Source organism: Sphingomonas sp. TREG-RG-20F-R18-01, assembly GCF_022662475.1.
Lineage (GTDB): Bacteria > Pseudomonadota > Alphaproteobacteria > Sphingomonadales > Sphingomonadaceae > Sphingomonas.
Map to the genome: position 1 here is coordinate 896,712 of NZ_JAKNQQ010000002.1, position 13,715 is coordinate 910,426.

At 67.1% G+C, this 13,715-nt stretch carries 13 protein-coding genes; 11 read left to right on the forward strand and 2 right to left on the reverse strand.

What is annotated here, in order from left to right; all coding sequences use genetic code 11:
- The first annotated feature begins 78 nt into the window (after window positions 1-78).
- Genes ruvA through L8K25_RS09830 form a run of 3 tightly spaced genes read left to right on the forward strand, consistent with a single transcriptional unit; the run spans window position 79 to window position 1,171 of the window.
- Window positions 79-675, forward strand: a complete 597-nt coding sequence (ruvA, locus tag L8K25_RS09820; RefSeq protein ID WP_242138679.1) for a Holliday junction branch migration protein RuvA — start codon at window positions 79-81, stop codon at window positions 673-675.
- Window positions 676-713: 38 nt separating this feature from the next.
- A complete protein-coding gene (locus tag L8K25_RS09825) occupies window positions 714-893 on the forward strand; it encodes a DUF5397 family protein (protein WP_242138764.1) in 180 nt (59 codons plus the stop codon).
- Window positions 893-1,171, forward strand: a complete 279-nt coding sequence (locus tag L8K25_RS09830) for a virulence factor (RefSeq protein ID WP_242138680.1) — start codon at window positions 893-895, stop codon at window positions 1,169-1,171. The genes L8K25_RS09825 and L8K25_RS09830 overlap by 1 nt, the downstream gene beginning before the upstream one ends.
- Before the next feature lie 3 nt (window positions 1,172-1,174).
- Here L8K25_RS09830 and L8K25_RS09835 read toward each other — a convergent pair whose 3' ends face one another.
- Window positions 1,175-2,074 carry a 2-hydroxyacid dehydrogenase gene (locus L8K25_RS09835; protein WP_242138681.1) on the reverse strand — a complete coding sequence of 300 codons (900 nt, stop codon included), beginning with the start codon at window positions 2,072-2,074 and terminating at the stop codon, window positions 1,175-1,177.
- Window positions 2,075-2,133: 59 nt separating this feature from the next.
- Between L8K25_RS09835 and ruvB the strand changes: the two genes are divergently transcribed.
- The 7 genes from ruvB to L8K25_RS09870 all read left to right on the forward strand — a co-directional run bounded on the left by ruvB (window position 2,134) and on the right by L8K25_RS09870 (window position 11,244).
- Window positions 2,134-3,156 (forward strand): Holliday junction branch migration DNA helicase RuvB, encoded by a 1,023-nt coding sequence (ruvB, locus tag L8K25_RS09840; RefSeq protein WP_242138682.1) that lies wholly within the window; start codon window positions 2,134-2,136, stop codon window positions 3,154-3,156.
- Between the two features lie 89 nt (window positions 3,157-3,245).
- On the forward strand, window positions 3,246-5,516 hold the full coding sequence (gene ptsP / locus L8K25_RS09845; RefSeq protein ID WP_242138683.1) for a phosphoenolpyruvate--protein phosphotransferase: 2,271 nt from the start codon (window positions 3,246-3,248) through the stop codon (window positions 5,514-5,516).
- Between the two features lie 109 nt (window positions 5,517-5,625).
- The gene (locus tag L8K25_RS09850; RefSeq protein WP_242138684.1) at window positions 5,626-6,573 is read left to right on the forward strand and encodes a helix-turn-helix domain-containing protein; all 948 of its coding nucleotides are present in this window, start codon (window positions 5,626-5,628) and stop codon (window positions 6,571-6,573) included.
- A gap of 52 nt (window positions 6,574-6,625) precedes the next feature.
- On the forward strand, window positions 6,626-7,639 hold the full coding sequence (locus L8K25_RS09855) for a hypothetical protein (protein ID WP_242138765.1): 1,014 nt from the start codon (window positions 6,626-6,628) through the stop codon (window positions 7,637-7,639).
- Between the two features lies 1 nt (window position 7,640).
- Window positions 7,641-8,675 (forward strand): tRNA lysidine(34) synthetase TilS, encoded by a 1,035-nt coding sequence (gene tilS, locus L8K25_RS09860; protein ID WP_242138685.1) that lies wholly within the window; start codon window positions 7,641-7,643, stop codon window positions 8,673-8,675.
- A gap of 81 nt (window positions 8,676-8,756) precedes the next feature.
- Window positions 8,757-10,709 carry an ATP-dependent zinc metalloprotease FtsH gene (ftsH, locus tag L8K25_RS09865; protein ID WP_242138686.1) on the forward strand — a complete coding sequence of 651 codons (1,953 nt, stop codon included), beginning with the start codon at window positions 8,757-8,759 and terminating at the stop codon, window positions 10,707-10,709.
- A gap of 187 nt (window positions 10,710-10,896) precedes the next feature.
- On the forward strand, window positions 10,897-11,244 hold the full coding sequence (locus L8K25_RS09870) for a hypothetical protein (RefSeq protein WP_242138687.1): 348 nt from the start codon (window positions 10,897-10,899) through the stop codon (window positions 11,242-11,244).
- Between the two features lie 4 nt (window positions 11,245-11,248).
- Here the strand turns inward: L8K25_RS09870 and L8K25_RS09875 are convergent, their stop codons facing one another.
- Complete coding sequence (locus L8K25_RS09875; RefSeq protein ID WP_242138688.1) at window positions 11,249-12,328, reverse strand: DUF3667 domain-containing protein; 1,080 nt, start codon at window positions 12,326-12,328, stop codon at window positions 11,249-11,251.
- A gap of 70 nt (window positions 12,329-12,398) precedes the next feature.
- On the opposite strand from L8K25_RS09875, the gene L8K25_RS09880 reads away from it, so the two are divergent.
- The gene (locus L8K25_RS09880) at window positions 12,399-13,667 is read left to right on the forward strand and encodes a glutamate-5-semialdehyde dehydrogenase (protein ID WP_242138689.1); all 1,269 of its coding nucleotides are present in this window, start codon (window positions 12,399-12,401) and stop codon (window positions 13,665-13,667) included.
- The last annotated feature ends 48 nt before the right edge of the window (window positions 13,668-13,715 follow it).

Consider the following 13,715-nt stretch of genomic DNA (forward strand, 5'->3'; position numbering starts at 1 on the left):
TGTTGGCACCCAAGCAATACAGAATGGATCGCCCGTGACGTCTGCGCCTGATGCAACCCCGCCCAGCGTGGCCTCGCGATGATCGCGCACCTGCGCGGCGTCCTCAGTGCGACCGACCTCGACCATGCGGTGATCGACGTCGGCGGGGTCGGCTATCTGGTCGGCGCGTCGTCGCGGACATTGTCGGCGATCGGCCCGGTTGGCGAGCCGGTGATGCTCCACACCGAGATGCTGGTGGCGGAGGACTTCATCCGCCTCGTCGGCTTCGCAAGCGCCTCTGAACGCGACTGGTTCCGCTTGCTCACCGGCGTGCAGGGCGTCGGCGCGCGTGTCGCGCTCGCGATCCTGTCGGCGCTCGAACCGACCGATCTCGTCCGCGCGATCGCCGCGCAGGACAAGGCGATGGTCGCGCGCGCCAACGGCGTCGGCCCCAAGCTCGCCGAACGGATCGTGCGCGAACTCAAGGACAAGACCGGCGGCATCGCGCTCGGCAGCGGCGGCAGCGGCATGGTCGCCCCGGTCGGCGCGGGCGCGGATGCGGTGTCGGCGCTGCTCAACCTCGGCTTCCGCCCAGCCGAAGCGAGCAGCGCGGTCGCGGCGGCGGAGGAAGAATTGGGCACGGGTGCCACGCTGGATGCACTGGTGCGGCTGGCGCTACGCAAGGCGGCGCGGTAAAACAGGGGCCATAGAGAACGGAGGTCGCCGTGGTTGATATGGGTTCGCTCATCGGGTCTGTCCGCCGCTTCGGCCTCGACGGCCCTCCGTACGAGGTCACCGGAATCGCTGACGCTGGTCCAGCAGGGGAGGCGCGGATGCGGATCCATTTGCTCGAAAGCAACGAGGATGCCGACTATCCGGTGGAGGATATCCTGACCGACCCGACGGACGGCTGATGTTTGCGATCGGCTTCGATCTGTTGCTCAACCAAACGCGCGAGACCCATCCGAAAGGGGTGAGTCAGGCCTATGCTGACATCGGCGCTGTCCTGAACCGCTACGGGTTCATCCGCGTACAGGGCAGCGTTTACGTGTCGCAGGGGGATAGTCTGGTCAACGTCACACTGGCCATGAACGCCCTAAAGGCTCTCGCCTGGTTTCCTGTCTGCGTGCGCGACATCCGCGCATTCAAGGTCGAGCATTGGAGCGACTTCACCGATTTCATGAAAACGTGAACGTCAAACCACCGCGCTCGGCAGCGGCGCTCCCGCCAGCTGCGCGTCGAGGTTGGCGAGCACCAACGCCGCCATCGCCCTGCGCGTTTCGACCGTGGCACTCCCTTGGTGCGGTGACAGCACCACGTTCGGCATCGTCCTGAGCGCGTCCGGTACGTCCGGCTCGTCCGCGAAGACGTCAATCCCGGCCCCCGCGATCCCGCGCGTTTCCAGCGCCGCGACTAACGCCGCCTGATCGACCAGGCTGCCGCGCGCTACATTGACCAGCACGCCCTCGCTGCCGAGCTTCGCCAGCACCGCCGCATCGACGATGCGCTGCGTCCCTGCTCCACCCGGCGCGGCGAGGATCAGCACGTCGCACGCTGCGGCCAGCGCGGTAATGTCGGGCACGAAACGCCACGCCACCGGTTTCTCGCTGCGCGCGGTGTACAGGATCTCGCCGCCGAACGGCTCGGCGCGTCGCGCGATGGCGTGCCCGATCCGCCCGAGCCCGAAAATGCCGATCCGCCGCCCGCTCGCGCGCCGCGCCAGCGGGACGTTCCAGCCCCCGTCGCGCACCGCTGCGTCATTGGCCGCGATCCGCCGTTCGACCGCGAGCCACAAGCCGATCGCCAGGTCGGCGACGTCATCGGTCAGTACGTCGGGAGTGTTGGTCACGCGAACCCCGCGCGCCTTCGCGGCAGCTAGGTCGATCCCGTCGTAGCCCACGCCGTTGATCGCGATGATCTCCAGCGCGGGGAGCCGGTCGATCAGCGCGGCGTCGACCACGCTGCTCCCGCCGCCGCAGATCGCGCGGGTCGTCGCGGGCGGGTCGGTGCGGTGCACCGTGAAGCGCTGCTCCAGCGCGTCCACGAGATCGGGAGCCATGTCGGCGATGAGATACAGATCGGGAAGGTCAGCCATTGTCACGCCTTACCCGCTGCGCCTTGCCCCGCCCAGCCACCGCGCGCTATCGCGTGGCGATGACCGAAGACCGCATCCTCACCGCTGCCCGCACGCCCGAGGACGTCGATGCTGCGCTGCGCCCCAAGTCGCTCGACGATTTCGTCGGGCAGAAGGCCGCGCGCGAGAATCTGCGCGTCTTCATCGCGGCGGCGCGCGCGCGGGGCGATGCGCTCGATCACGTGCTGTTCTTCGGGCCGCCGGGGCTCGGCAAGACCACGCTCGCGCAGATCATCGCGCGCGAAATGGGGGTCGGGTTCCGCGCGACCTCGGGGCCGGTGATTGCCAAGTCGGGCGATCTCGCGGCGCTGCTGACCAATCTCGAGGATGGCGACGTGCTGTTCATCGATGAGATCCACCGGCTGCAACCCGCGGTCGAGGAAGTGCTCTATCCCGCGATGGAAGACCGCGCGCTCGACCTGATGATCGGCGAGGGGCCGAGCGCGCGCAGCGTGCGGATTGACCTGCCGCGATTCACCCTGGTCGGTGCCACGACCCGGCAAGGGCTGCTCACTACGCCGCTGCGCGATCGCTTCGGCATCCCGGTGCGGCTGTCCTTCTACACGGTCGAGGAACTCACCCGGGTCGTAACGCGCGCGGCCGGGCTGCTCGGCCTTGCGATCACCCCCGAAGGCGCGACCGAAGTCGCGCGGCGTTCGCGCGGGACGCCGCGGATCGCGGGGCGGCTGCTTCGCCGCGTTCGCGATTTCGCCCATGCCGCCGGGCAGGACAGCGTCGATGCGACCGCCGCCGACCGCGCGCTCAACCGGCTCGAGGTCGACAAGCTCGGGCTCGACGCGATGGATCGGCGCTATCTGATGATGATCGCGGACATCTATCGCGGCGGTCCGGTTGGCGTCGAGACGCTCGCAGCGGGCCTCAGCGAACCGCGCGACACGGTCGAGGAAGTGATCGAGCCGTACCTCATCCAGCTCGGCCTGATCGCACGGACCGCGCGCGGGCGGTGCCTCAATGCCGGCGGATGGAAGCATCTCGGGCTCAACCCTCCGGCCGGAAGCCAGGAAAGCCTGTTCGAGAGCTGATGGCCGCAAAGCGGAACGCGCAATTGCAGCAACATTATGTTGTGCGGCGCAAGATGGAACGCATCGAAGCAATCTGTTAGCGCCTCGCTATGCCAACTGCTGCCGCCTCCGCCCGAGAAATTCTCGTCCGCCTCCACGACGTGATGGCGTCGCGCACGCCTGCACAAGCGAAGCTCAATTCGGTCGTCGGGATCGTCGGCGAAGCGATGGCGAGCGAGGTCTGCTCGATCTATCTGCTTCGGGAAGGCGTGCTCGAACTGTTCGCGACCCGCGGCCTCGCGCAGGAGGCGGTCCATGTCACCAAGATGGCGCTGGGCGAGGGGCTCGTCGGCACGATCGCCGAACAGGTCGAGACGCTCAACCTGGACGAGGCCGCGTCGCATCCCGATTTCGCCTATCGCCCCGAAACCGGCGAGGATCGCTTCCACAGTTTCGCCGGCGTCCCGATTATCCGCCGCGAACGTGCGGTGGGGGTGCTGTGCGTCCAGCACGTCGAGTCGCGCCGCTATGACGATGTGGAGATCGAGGCGTTGCAGACCGTTGCGATGGTGCTTAGCGAACTCATCGCCAATGCCGAACTGGTCGATGCGAGCGGTGCTGCGACGATGCGCCCGCAGTCGACCGCGCCAATGCGGATCGCGGGGTTGCGCCTCGTCGACGGCATGGCGAGCGGCTATGCCGTGTTCCACCAGCCGCGCGTCCATGTCGAACATACCGTCGCCGAAGATGCCGAGGCCGAGCGCCACCGCGTCTATGCCGCGTTCGACAAGATGCGCGACCAGATCGAGCGGCTCGCCAGCCAGGCCGAATTCGGCGGCGGCGGTGAACATGAGGAAGTGCTCGAGACCTACAAGATGTTCGCCTATGACGAGGGCTGGAGCCGGCGCATCAACGAGGCGATCGACAGCGGCCTTACCGCCGAGGCGGCGATCGAGCGCGTCCAGCAGCGCACCCGGATGCGGATGCGGCAGATCGACGATCCGTTGCTCGCGGACCGGATGCACGATCTCGAGGATCTGTCGAACCGGTTGCTCAGGATCGTATCGGGGCAGATGGGGACCGCGGCACAGATGGGGCTGCGGCAGGATACGATCCTGATCGCGCGCAACCTCGGGCCCGCCGAGCTGCTCGAATATGACCGGCGTCGCCTCAAGGGCGTGATCCTCGAGGAAGGCTCGCTCACCGCGCACGTCACGATCGTCGCGCGCGCGATGGGGGTGCCGGTGCTCGGCCGCGTACGCGACGTGCGGCGGCTGGTCGGCGAGGGCGATCTGCTGCTGCTCGACGTCACCGCGGGCAATGTGTTCGCGCGACCATCGTCGGCAATGGAGGAGGCGTTCGATACCGCGCTGCAGCTGCGCCAGAAGCGTCGCGCGGTATTCGCCGCGCTCAAGACCGAGGCGCCGATCACCAAGGACGGGCACCGCCTGACGGTAATGGTCAACGCGGGCCTGCGCGACGACGTCGCCGCGCTCGACATGACCGGGGCGGACGGGATCGGGCTGTTCCGTACCGAATTCCAGTTCCTCGTCTCCGCAACGCTGCCGTCGCGCGAGCGCCAGCAGCGGTTGTACCGCGACGTGCTCGATGCCGCCGGCGATCGCCCGGTCGTGTTCCGCACGGTCGACATCGGCGGCGACAAGGCGCTGCCGTATCTCAACAAGGCAGACGCCGATGAAGAGAATCCGGCGATGGGCTGGCGCGCGCTGCGGCTGGCGCTCGAGCGCGGCGGACTGATGAAGGTGCAGGCGCGCGCGCTGCTGGAGGCGGCGGCGGGGCGCACGCTCAACGTTATGTTCCCGATGGTCAGCGAACCGTGGGAATTCGATGAAGCGCGCGCGTTGTTCGAAGCGCAGCGCGACTGGCTGTCGACGCGCAACAAGAAGCTGCCCACCGACATCCGCTACGGCGCCATGCTGGAAGTCCCCGCGCTGGCGGAACAGCTCGACCTGCTCTTGCCCAACGTCGCGTTCCTCTCGGTCGGTACCAACGACCTGACCCAGTTCCTCTTCGCGGCGGACCGGGCCAACCCGAAGCTGGCCGAGCGCTATGACTGGCTGAGCGCGGCGATCCTGCGCTTCCTCGCCAGGCTGGTCGAGCCGACTCGTGCGGCCGGGGTCCAGCTCACCGTCTGTGGGGAGATGGGGGGGCGCCCGCTGGAAGCGATGGCGCTGATCGGGCTCGGCATCGAACGCCTGTCGATCACTCCGGCGGCGGTCGGGCCGATCAAGGCGATGGTGCGCACGCTCGATCGTGCAGCGCTGTCCGCGCATATGGCGACGTTGCTCAAGGCGCCCCCGCGCGACATGCGTGGCGCGTTGACCGACTGGGCGCGGCAACACGGCGTCGAACTCGCATGAACCGTGGCAGCATGGACTTGCAAGGCGTTGACTTGTTCGGCGCGCTTTGTGAGACACATTGGCTAGGGCCGGGCGCATCCGGGGCGCAACCGTCCGGCCGGAGGACTGCATGACCGATCCGTTACCGCCTGAAGAGGCGACGCTGTTCCCCAAGACGGCAGGCGAACGGCTGCGCGAGGCGCGCGAAGCGTTGGGATTGTCGTTGGCCGAAGTGGCCGCGCGTACCCGTATTCCGGTCCGACAGCTGGAAGCGATCGAGGAGTCGAACTTCGCGGCGCTGCCGTCAATCACCTATTCGGTTGGCTTTGCGAAGGCGTATGCCCGCGCCGTCGGCGTCGACGAGGTGGCGATCGGTCGCGACATTCGTGGCACGGTCGACAAGCCCAGCACACCCCGCCGGACCGAATATCAGACCTACGAGATCGTCGAGCCCTCCCGGGGGCCGACGCGAGGCTTGGCTTTCGGTGCGTTGATCGCCGCGGTAATCCTGCTGATCGGCGCCGGGCTGTGGTACGGCACGGCACTGTTCCGCTCCGAGGAAAGCGCGCCTGCCGTATCCACGCCGGTCGCGAATACCGTTCCCGTCGCCGCGCCCCCGACCGCGCCGATCCCGACGTCGCGGAACGGTCCGGTCGTGCTGACCGCGACCGATGAGGTTTGGCTGAAGGTCTATGATGCTGCGGGCAAGACGCTCTACATCGGCACGTTGAAATCCGGCGAAGCCTATACCGTGCCAGGCGATGCGGTAGGCCCGATGATCAACGTCGGCCGGCCGGACAAGCTGCGCGTGACGGTGGGCGGCCAGCCGATCGCGCCGCTCGGAGACGGCAAGCGGGCGATCAAAGACGTGAAGGTTGACCCCGCCGCGTTGATCGCGCGCGGCGTGGCGACACCGGGGAGTACCGCTCCGGCCATCGGCAATGCCGCGGATTCGCCCCAACGGAGCGCTTCGCAACACGCCGTATCGTCGACGGGCGCGGCGCTGAATATTGCCGCTCCCGCCGCCGTGGCGCCTGAACCCTCGACGCCGTCGACCGGCGCTACCCCTGCTCCGTGACATCGACGGTTTGCGCGATGTCTTGTCCTTTTCTCGCACCGGGGGGTGTATGATGCGCCGTTTTCCAGTTGTTTCGTTCATGGTCGTTGCATCCGCACTGAGCGGTACCCCGGCGGTTGCGCAGTCCAACGTCGAAGGACGGGTCGGACGTCTCGAGAGTGAAATGCGCGCGGTGCAGCGCAAGGTCTTTCCGGGCGGAGCGGGTGCTTATGTCCAGCCCGACAACACGCCCGCGCAGGCGCAGACCGTCATTCCCGGGACGCCGGCGGCAAGTCCGGTGGCCGATCTTACCGCACGCGTCGATTCCCTGGAATCGCAGCTTCGCCAGATGACGGGTCAGGTCGAGACCAATCAGCACCGGATCGATGTGCTCGAGGGACGGCTCAAGACGATCGAAGCCGATGCGGCCGCCGCGCGCGCCGCCGCGCCGCCAGCCGCCGCGAGCCCGGGCGGCTTTGGCGATACGTCCGCAGCGCCTTCGACGATGGAGCAGTCTGCCGCCAGTCGCCCCGCGTCGGGGCGATCGCAGTCCGGTTCGGGCGCGTCGTCCCGTCCGGCGCCCGGCGATGCGAGCGCGCCGACGATGGGAAATCCGACGCGAGGGACGACGGCGGCAACCGCCGATCGTAGCGGGCAGGTGGCAGCGATCGAGCGGCCGGAAACCGGCGACACGGTCGAGGACACCTATCTCTACGGCTATCGCCTGTGGGCGGCCAAGCTCTACCCGGAGGCCGAGGCGCAGTTCAAAACGGTGGTCAACAAATACCCCAAGCACAAGCGCGCCAGCTACGCCCAGAACCTGCTCGGCCGTTCGTATCTGGAGGACGGGAAGCCGTCGCTCGCCAGCCTGGCCTTCTATGATAGCTACAAGACCTGGCCCGATGGCGATCGCGCTCCGGAAAGCCTCTATTATCTCGCGCAGTCGCTGGTGAAGCTCGACAAACCCGCCGCGCAGGTTTGCAAGGTCTATACCGAGCTGCAGCGCACCTATGGTGCCAAGGTCGATGCCGACCCCAAGATGAAGGCAGGAGTGGCCAAGGGGCGCGCGGCATCGAACTGTTCGTGAGATGACCGGCCCCGCGGGGCTCGATCCGACGCAGGTCGCGCGGTTCGCCGCGGATCTGATGCGAACCCTCGGCGCGCCGCTCGCGGACCGTGCAACCATCGGCCTGGCGGTGTCGGGCGGCGCCGACAGCATGGCGATGCTGGCGCTGGCGAATAGGGCCTTTCCCGGTCGCATCTCAGCCGCCACCGTGGATCACGGGTTACGCCAGGCTGCCGTGGAGGAGGCGGCGATGGTGGCGCACTGGTGCGCCACGGCCGCGGTGCCGCATCGCACGCTCATTCTGCGGGATGCGATCGGGTCCACCGCGATCCAGGCCACGGCGCGGGCGCTCCGTTATCAGCTGCTGGGGCGTTGGGTGGGGGAAACCGGGGCACGCGCCCTCGCGACGGCGCACCATATCGATGATCAGGCCGAGACGTTCCTGATGCGCGCGGTGCGGGGGAGTGGGCCGGCCGGACTTGCCGGCGTCCGACCGGACCGCCCGCACACGCTGGTCGACGGACCCGCGGGGGCGCCCGATCCGAGTTTTCTGGTCATCCGCCCGTTGCTTGGATGGCGGCGGGCGGAGTTGCGCGCGATCGTGATGGAGGCGGGAATTCCGTTCGCGGATGATCCGAGCAATGATGACGACCACTTCGAACGGGTGCGCGTGCGCCGCCTGATCGCAGATACGCCGTGGCTCGACCCCGTCGGAATGGCGCGCGCGGCGAGCCATGCGCGGGAGGCGCAAGACGCGCTGGACGAGACCGCGCAGTGGCTCTGGGGCGATCGCCGCGTTGCGGAGGGGGGCGACGGTGTGGCTCTGCGGATTGGCGACGTGCCGCGCGCCCTCCAGCGCCTGCTGGTTCGCCGCGCGATCCTGCACGTCCGCCGATCATGCCGAATCACCCGCCCGGAGTTCGGTCTGTCCACTAATATAGAGCCGTTGCTCGAGTCGCTGGCGGCGGGCGTTTCGGCGACCCAAGGCGGGGTGATGGGATCAACACGCGGAGGTATCTGGCGATTTCGTCCTGAACCGCCGCGTCGATCGCCCTGATCGACGATTCCACCCGGGCGTTCCATTGCCATTAATCCTTCTGTGCTTATCTTCTGAGTTCGAGAAAGGTACGATCAACCCATGAACGATAACGAAAAGCCGCCCGAAGGGCCGAACCCCTGGATGAAGTCGCTGCTCATCTGGGTCGGCATCCTCGTGGCGTTGGCGCTGTTCGTGACGCTGATCGACACCCGTACCGCGACGACGGGCTCGAACCAGATCGCCTATTCGACGTTCCTCGACAAGGTCGAGAGCGGCTCGGTGCATGACGTCAACATCGCGGGCGAGGTCGTCACCGGCACCTATTCCGACAACACCAAGTTCCGCACCTTCGCCCCGCAGGACCCGCGCCTGACCGACCGCCTGCGCGAGAAGGGCGTCGTGATCAGTGCCAAGCCCGAAGAGGGCGCACCGATCTGGCAGATCCTGCTGATGCAGTCGCTGCCGTTCTTCCTGTTCCTTGGCCTCGGCTATTTCGTGCTGCGCCAGATGCAGAAGAACTCGGGCTCGGGCGCGATGGGCTTCGGCAAGAGCCGCGCGAAGATGCTGACGCAGAAGGAAGGTCGCGTGACCTTCGACGACGTCGCCGGCATCGACGAGGCGCGCGAGGAGCTTCAGGAAATCGTCGAGTTCCTCAAGGACCCGACCAAGTTCGCCCGCCTCGGCGGCAAGATCCCCAAGGGTGCGCTGCTGGTCGGTTCGCCGGGTACCGGCAAGACCTTGCTCGCGCGCGCGATCGCGGGTGAGGCGGGCGTCCCCTTCTTCACCATCTCGGGTTCGGATTTCGTCGAGATGTTCGTCGGCGTCGGCGCCAGCCGTGTCCGCGACATGTTCGAGCAAGCCAAGAAGTCCGCGCCGTGCATCGTCTTCATCGACGAAATCGATGCGGTCGGTCGTCATCGCGGGGCCGGGCTCGGCAACGGCAATGACGAGCGCGAGCAGACGCTCAACCAGCTGCTGGTCGAGATGGACGGGTTCGAGGCGAACGAAGGCATCATCATCATCGCGGCGACCAACCGTCCCGACGTGCTCGACCCTGCGCTGCTGCGTCCGGGCCGCTTCGATCGCCAGGTCGTCGTGCCGCGGCCGGATATCGAGGGCCGGATCAAGATCCTCGAAGTCCACATGAAGAAGGTGCCGTTGGCACCCGACGTCGACGCCCGCGTCATCGCGCGCGGTACGCCAGGCTTCTCGGGCGCGGATCTCGCCAACCTCGTCAACGAGGCGGCGCTGACCGCAGCGCGCAAGGGCAAGCGGCTTGTCGCGATGGCCGAATTCGAGGAAGCCAAGGACAAGGTCATGATGGGCGCCGAGCGCCGCTCGATGGTCATGACCGAGGACGAGAAGCGGATGACCGCCTATCACGAAGCCGGTCACGCGATCGTGTCGATCCACGAGGCCGCATCCGATCCGATCCACAAGGCGACGATCATCCCGCGCGGTCGTGCGCTGGGCATGGTGATGCGCCTGCCGGAGCGCGACTCGTACAGCTATCACCGCGACAAGATGTACGCGAACCTCGCGGTCGCGATGGGCGGTCGTGTCGCCGAGGAAGTGATCTTCGGCTATGACAAGGTCTCGTCGGGGGCGTCGTCGGACATCCAATATGCGACGGGTCTTGCCCGCGACATGGTCACCAAATGGGGCATGTCGGACAAGGTCGGTCCGGTCGAATATTCGCAGCCTGAGGGCGAGTCGTTCCTCGGCTATTCGAGCTCTCAGCCGGTCCGTATGTCGAACCAGACGGCACAGTTGATCGACGACGAGATCAAGTCGATCGTCCAGGGTGGTCTCGATCGCGCCAAGCATCTGCTGACGCATCATATCGACCAGCTTCATCTGCTCGCCGGCGCGCTGCTCGAATATGAGACGCTGTCGGGTGACGAGATCAAGGCGCTGATCGCCGACGGCAGCATGTCGCGCGATGATGGGCCGAAGAGCCCGTCGGTTCCGGGTGCTGGCACCTCGATCCCGAAGACCCGCCGTCCCAAGGGTGGGGGCCCCTTCGGCAGCCCGGCGCCCGCTGGCGCCTGACCATCCGTGAGCCATTAGGGGCGTCATTCCGGCATCGGGATGGCGCCCCTTTTTTACGTCTGGCGAAGGCTGAAGGCGCTTGGACGCAAAGCACCGGCGCGCGGTATTTCGTTCGGTCCCGGCGCATGCCACCAGGTTGCGGATGGGCAATCGGTTTTTCGGACGAAGCGTTCTTTACGGGGCGATTTTGGCAACGACCGCCTGCGTGCCGGTCGCCGCCATGGCGATGACGGTCGAGGCGTTTCTCGCCGAGGCGAAGGCCCTGCCAGCCAAAGGCGCGCGAGCGACCCGCGCGCCCAATTTCTCGACGATCCGGGCCGAGATCAAGGCGGCCGCGCAATCGTACCGCGACCAGGTCGAGGCGGATCGCGTTGCCGGACGTCCTCCGCGCAGCTGTCCGCCGCCGCTGGGCAAGGCTAGGATCGACGCGCGGGCGTTGGTGGCGGATCTCGAAGCGATCCCGCTTGCACGTCGGTCACAGGACGTCGCAACGGCCTTTGCAGCGATCATGCAACGCCGGTATCCGTGCGGATGATCGGTTATTCCGCGATCAGCCCGAGGATCGCGACGAAAAACAGCAGGCCAGCCAAATAGGCAGAGAGGACGAGCGCAACCGTCCGCCACAGGGCCCCCAGCCGCCCAAGCCCGTACGCGCCCTTGAGCTGGCGATACATGTGGAAAGGCGGCCCGAACACGAAAACCGTGCCGATCAGGCCCCCGGGAACCCCGATCGCGCTCAGGATCGTCAGGACGACCGTGCCCATCGTCATCGCCGACAGCGAATAGATCGCGAAGATGGCGTGATCATAAGGGCCGACATCGCGCCGGAACGCAAAGAGCAGCCAGATGAAGGGTAGCGAGATGGGGATCAGCGCCCAGCTGAACTTATAGGCGGTGGACTGCAGCTTGTAGAGGAACAGCTTTGGTTCCTTCAGCGCATGCGTCACGCGTTCGTCGAGCACGGCGTTTCCGCTGTGCACGCTTGTATTCAGGAGGGGTTGTGAAAAATCGCCTTGGGTCAGCGCCTTGGCCGATTGCAGGCCGCGCTGTGTATCGCGGAGCGCGTTCAGCTTGATGTCGAGCTTTGCCGTGCTCTGGCCGGTGGCTGCCAGCACCGCCCGCTCGGTCTCGAGCGCCGTGATCTTGCTCGTGGTATCGGCGATATCCCGTTCCAGCCTGGCCGGGGTCAGCGACGCAGCCTTGCGCTCGGCGCTGCTGTTGCCGCCGATCGGGCCGCCGACGGTCTCGAACGTCGCCACCATCAGGAACACCGAAAACAGGAACAACGCGAGCGGCGACACGAAGCGCGCGCGCTCGCCCGCGATATAGCGTCGCGTCAGCGCGCCGGGACGCGTGAAGAGCATGGGCAACGTCCGCCAGATCTTCCCTTCGAAATGGAAGACGCCGTGGAGCAGATCGTGGCCGATCGAAGCAAGGGTGCGGTGGATATGCTGGGTCTGCCTGCACCGATGGCAGAATTCGCCGGCAAGGCGGGTTCCGCAATTGAGGCACAACGGCTGGACCGCCGCAGCGGGAACGGCACTCGTTTTGGGGTCGATCGCGTGGGCGACCAGCATTCCTGTCGCCACGTCGCCTGCCGCCGCAAGGTCTCCCGTCATGCTTCGTCCCCGTCTGCGCGGCGCAAATTGGCTTTGCCGCGGTCCCCGATCCCATGATAGCGAGACCGTAATGACCGATGCAACCGCTCTCGTCGCAGACCTCGCCCAGCGTGCGCGCGCGGCCGCCCGGATCCTCGCCAGCCTGCCGACCGCCATCAAGGCCGCGGCGCTGCGGCAGGCAGCCCAAGCGCTGCGGGATGCCGAGGCGAGTATCCTGGCGGCCAATGCCCATGACATGGCGACCGCCGCGGCCACGGGCCTGTCGGCAGCGATGCTCGATCGTTTGCGCCTCGATTCCGCCCGGGTTCGCGCCATGGCCGACGGGGTCGCCGCGGTCGCTGGGCTGACAGACCCGGTCGGTACGGCAATCGACGAGACGACGCGCCCGAACGGGCTGGTTCTGCGCCGGGTCCGCGTGCCGATCGGCGTCATCGGGATCATTTTCGAAAGTCGACCGAACGTGACCGCCGATGCGGCGGCGCTGGCGGTAATGGCGGGTAACGCGGTGATCCTGCGCGGGGGATCCGAAGCGATCGGGAGCAACCGTGCGATCCACGCGGCGATCGTTGCCGGCCTTGAAGGCCAGGGCGTACCTGCGGATGCGGTCCAGCTCGTGCAGACGACCGATCGGGCGGCCGTCGGCGCGCTGTTGCAGGCCGACGGATCCGCAGGCGGGGCGGCAATCGATCTGATCGTTCCGCGTGGTGGCAAGGGGCTCGTCGCGCGGGTTCGGGCCGAGGCGCGGGTGCCGGTGCTCGCGCATCTCGACGGGATCAACCACGTCTATGTCGATGCCTCGGCGGACCCGCTGATGGCCGAGGCGATCGTCCGGGATGCCAAGCTTCGGCGCACCGGCGTGTGTGGCGCAATGGAGACGTTGCTGATCGACCGGGCGTACGGCGATGCCGCCGGGCTGGTTGCCGCACTGTCCGGTGCGGGGTGCGAAGTGCGGCTTGACGACGGCCTGGCACGGCTACACCCGGACTTTCCGCGGGCGACCGACGCGGATTGGGACACGGAATATCTCGAAGCGATCGCGTCGGCTGGCCTGGTCGATGGAGTGGACGGTGCGATCGCCCATATCCAGCGCCACGGATCGAATCATACGGATGCGATCGTCGCTTCCGATGCGTCCATTGCCGAGCGCTTTCTCGCGGAAGTGGACAGCGCGATCGTGCTGTGGAACGCCTCGACCCAATTCGCCGACGGTGCCGAATTCGGTCTGGGAGCCGAAATCGGCATCTCGACCGGACGGCTGCATGCCCGGGGCCCCGTCGCACTGGAAGGCCTGACGACCTACAAATGGGTCGGCTATGGCACCGGGCAGGTGCGCGGTTGATTGCGAGCAGCGGGTATTGCCCTGCACGACTGGAGATCAGCGCGGCGG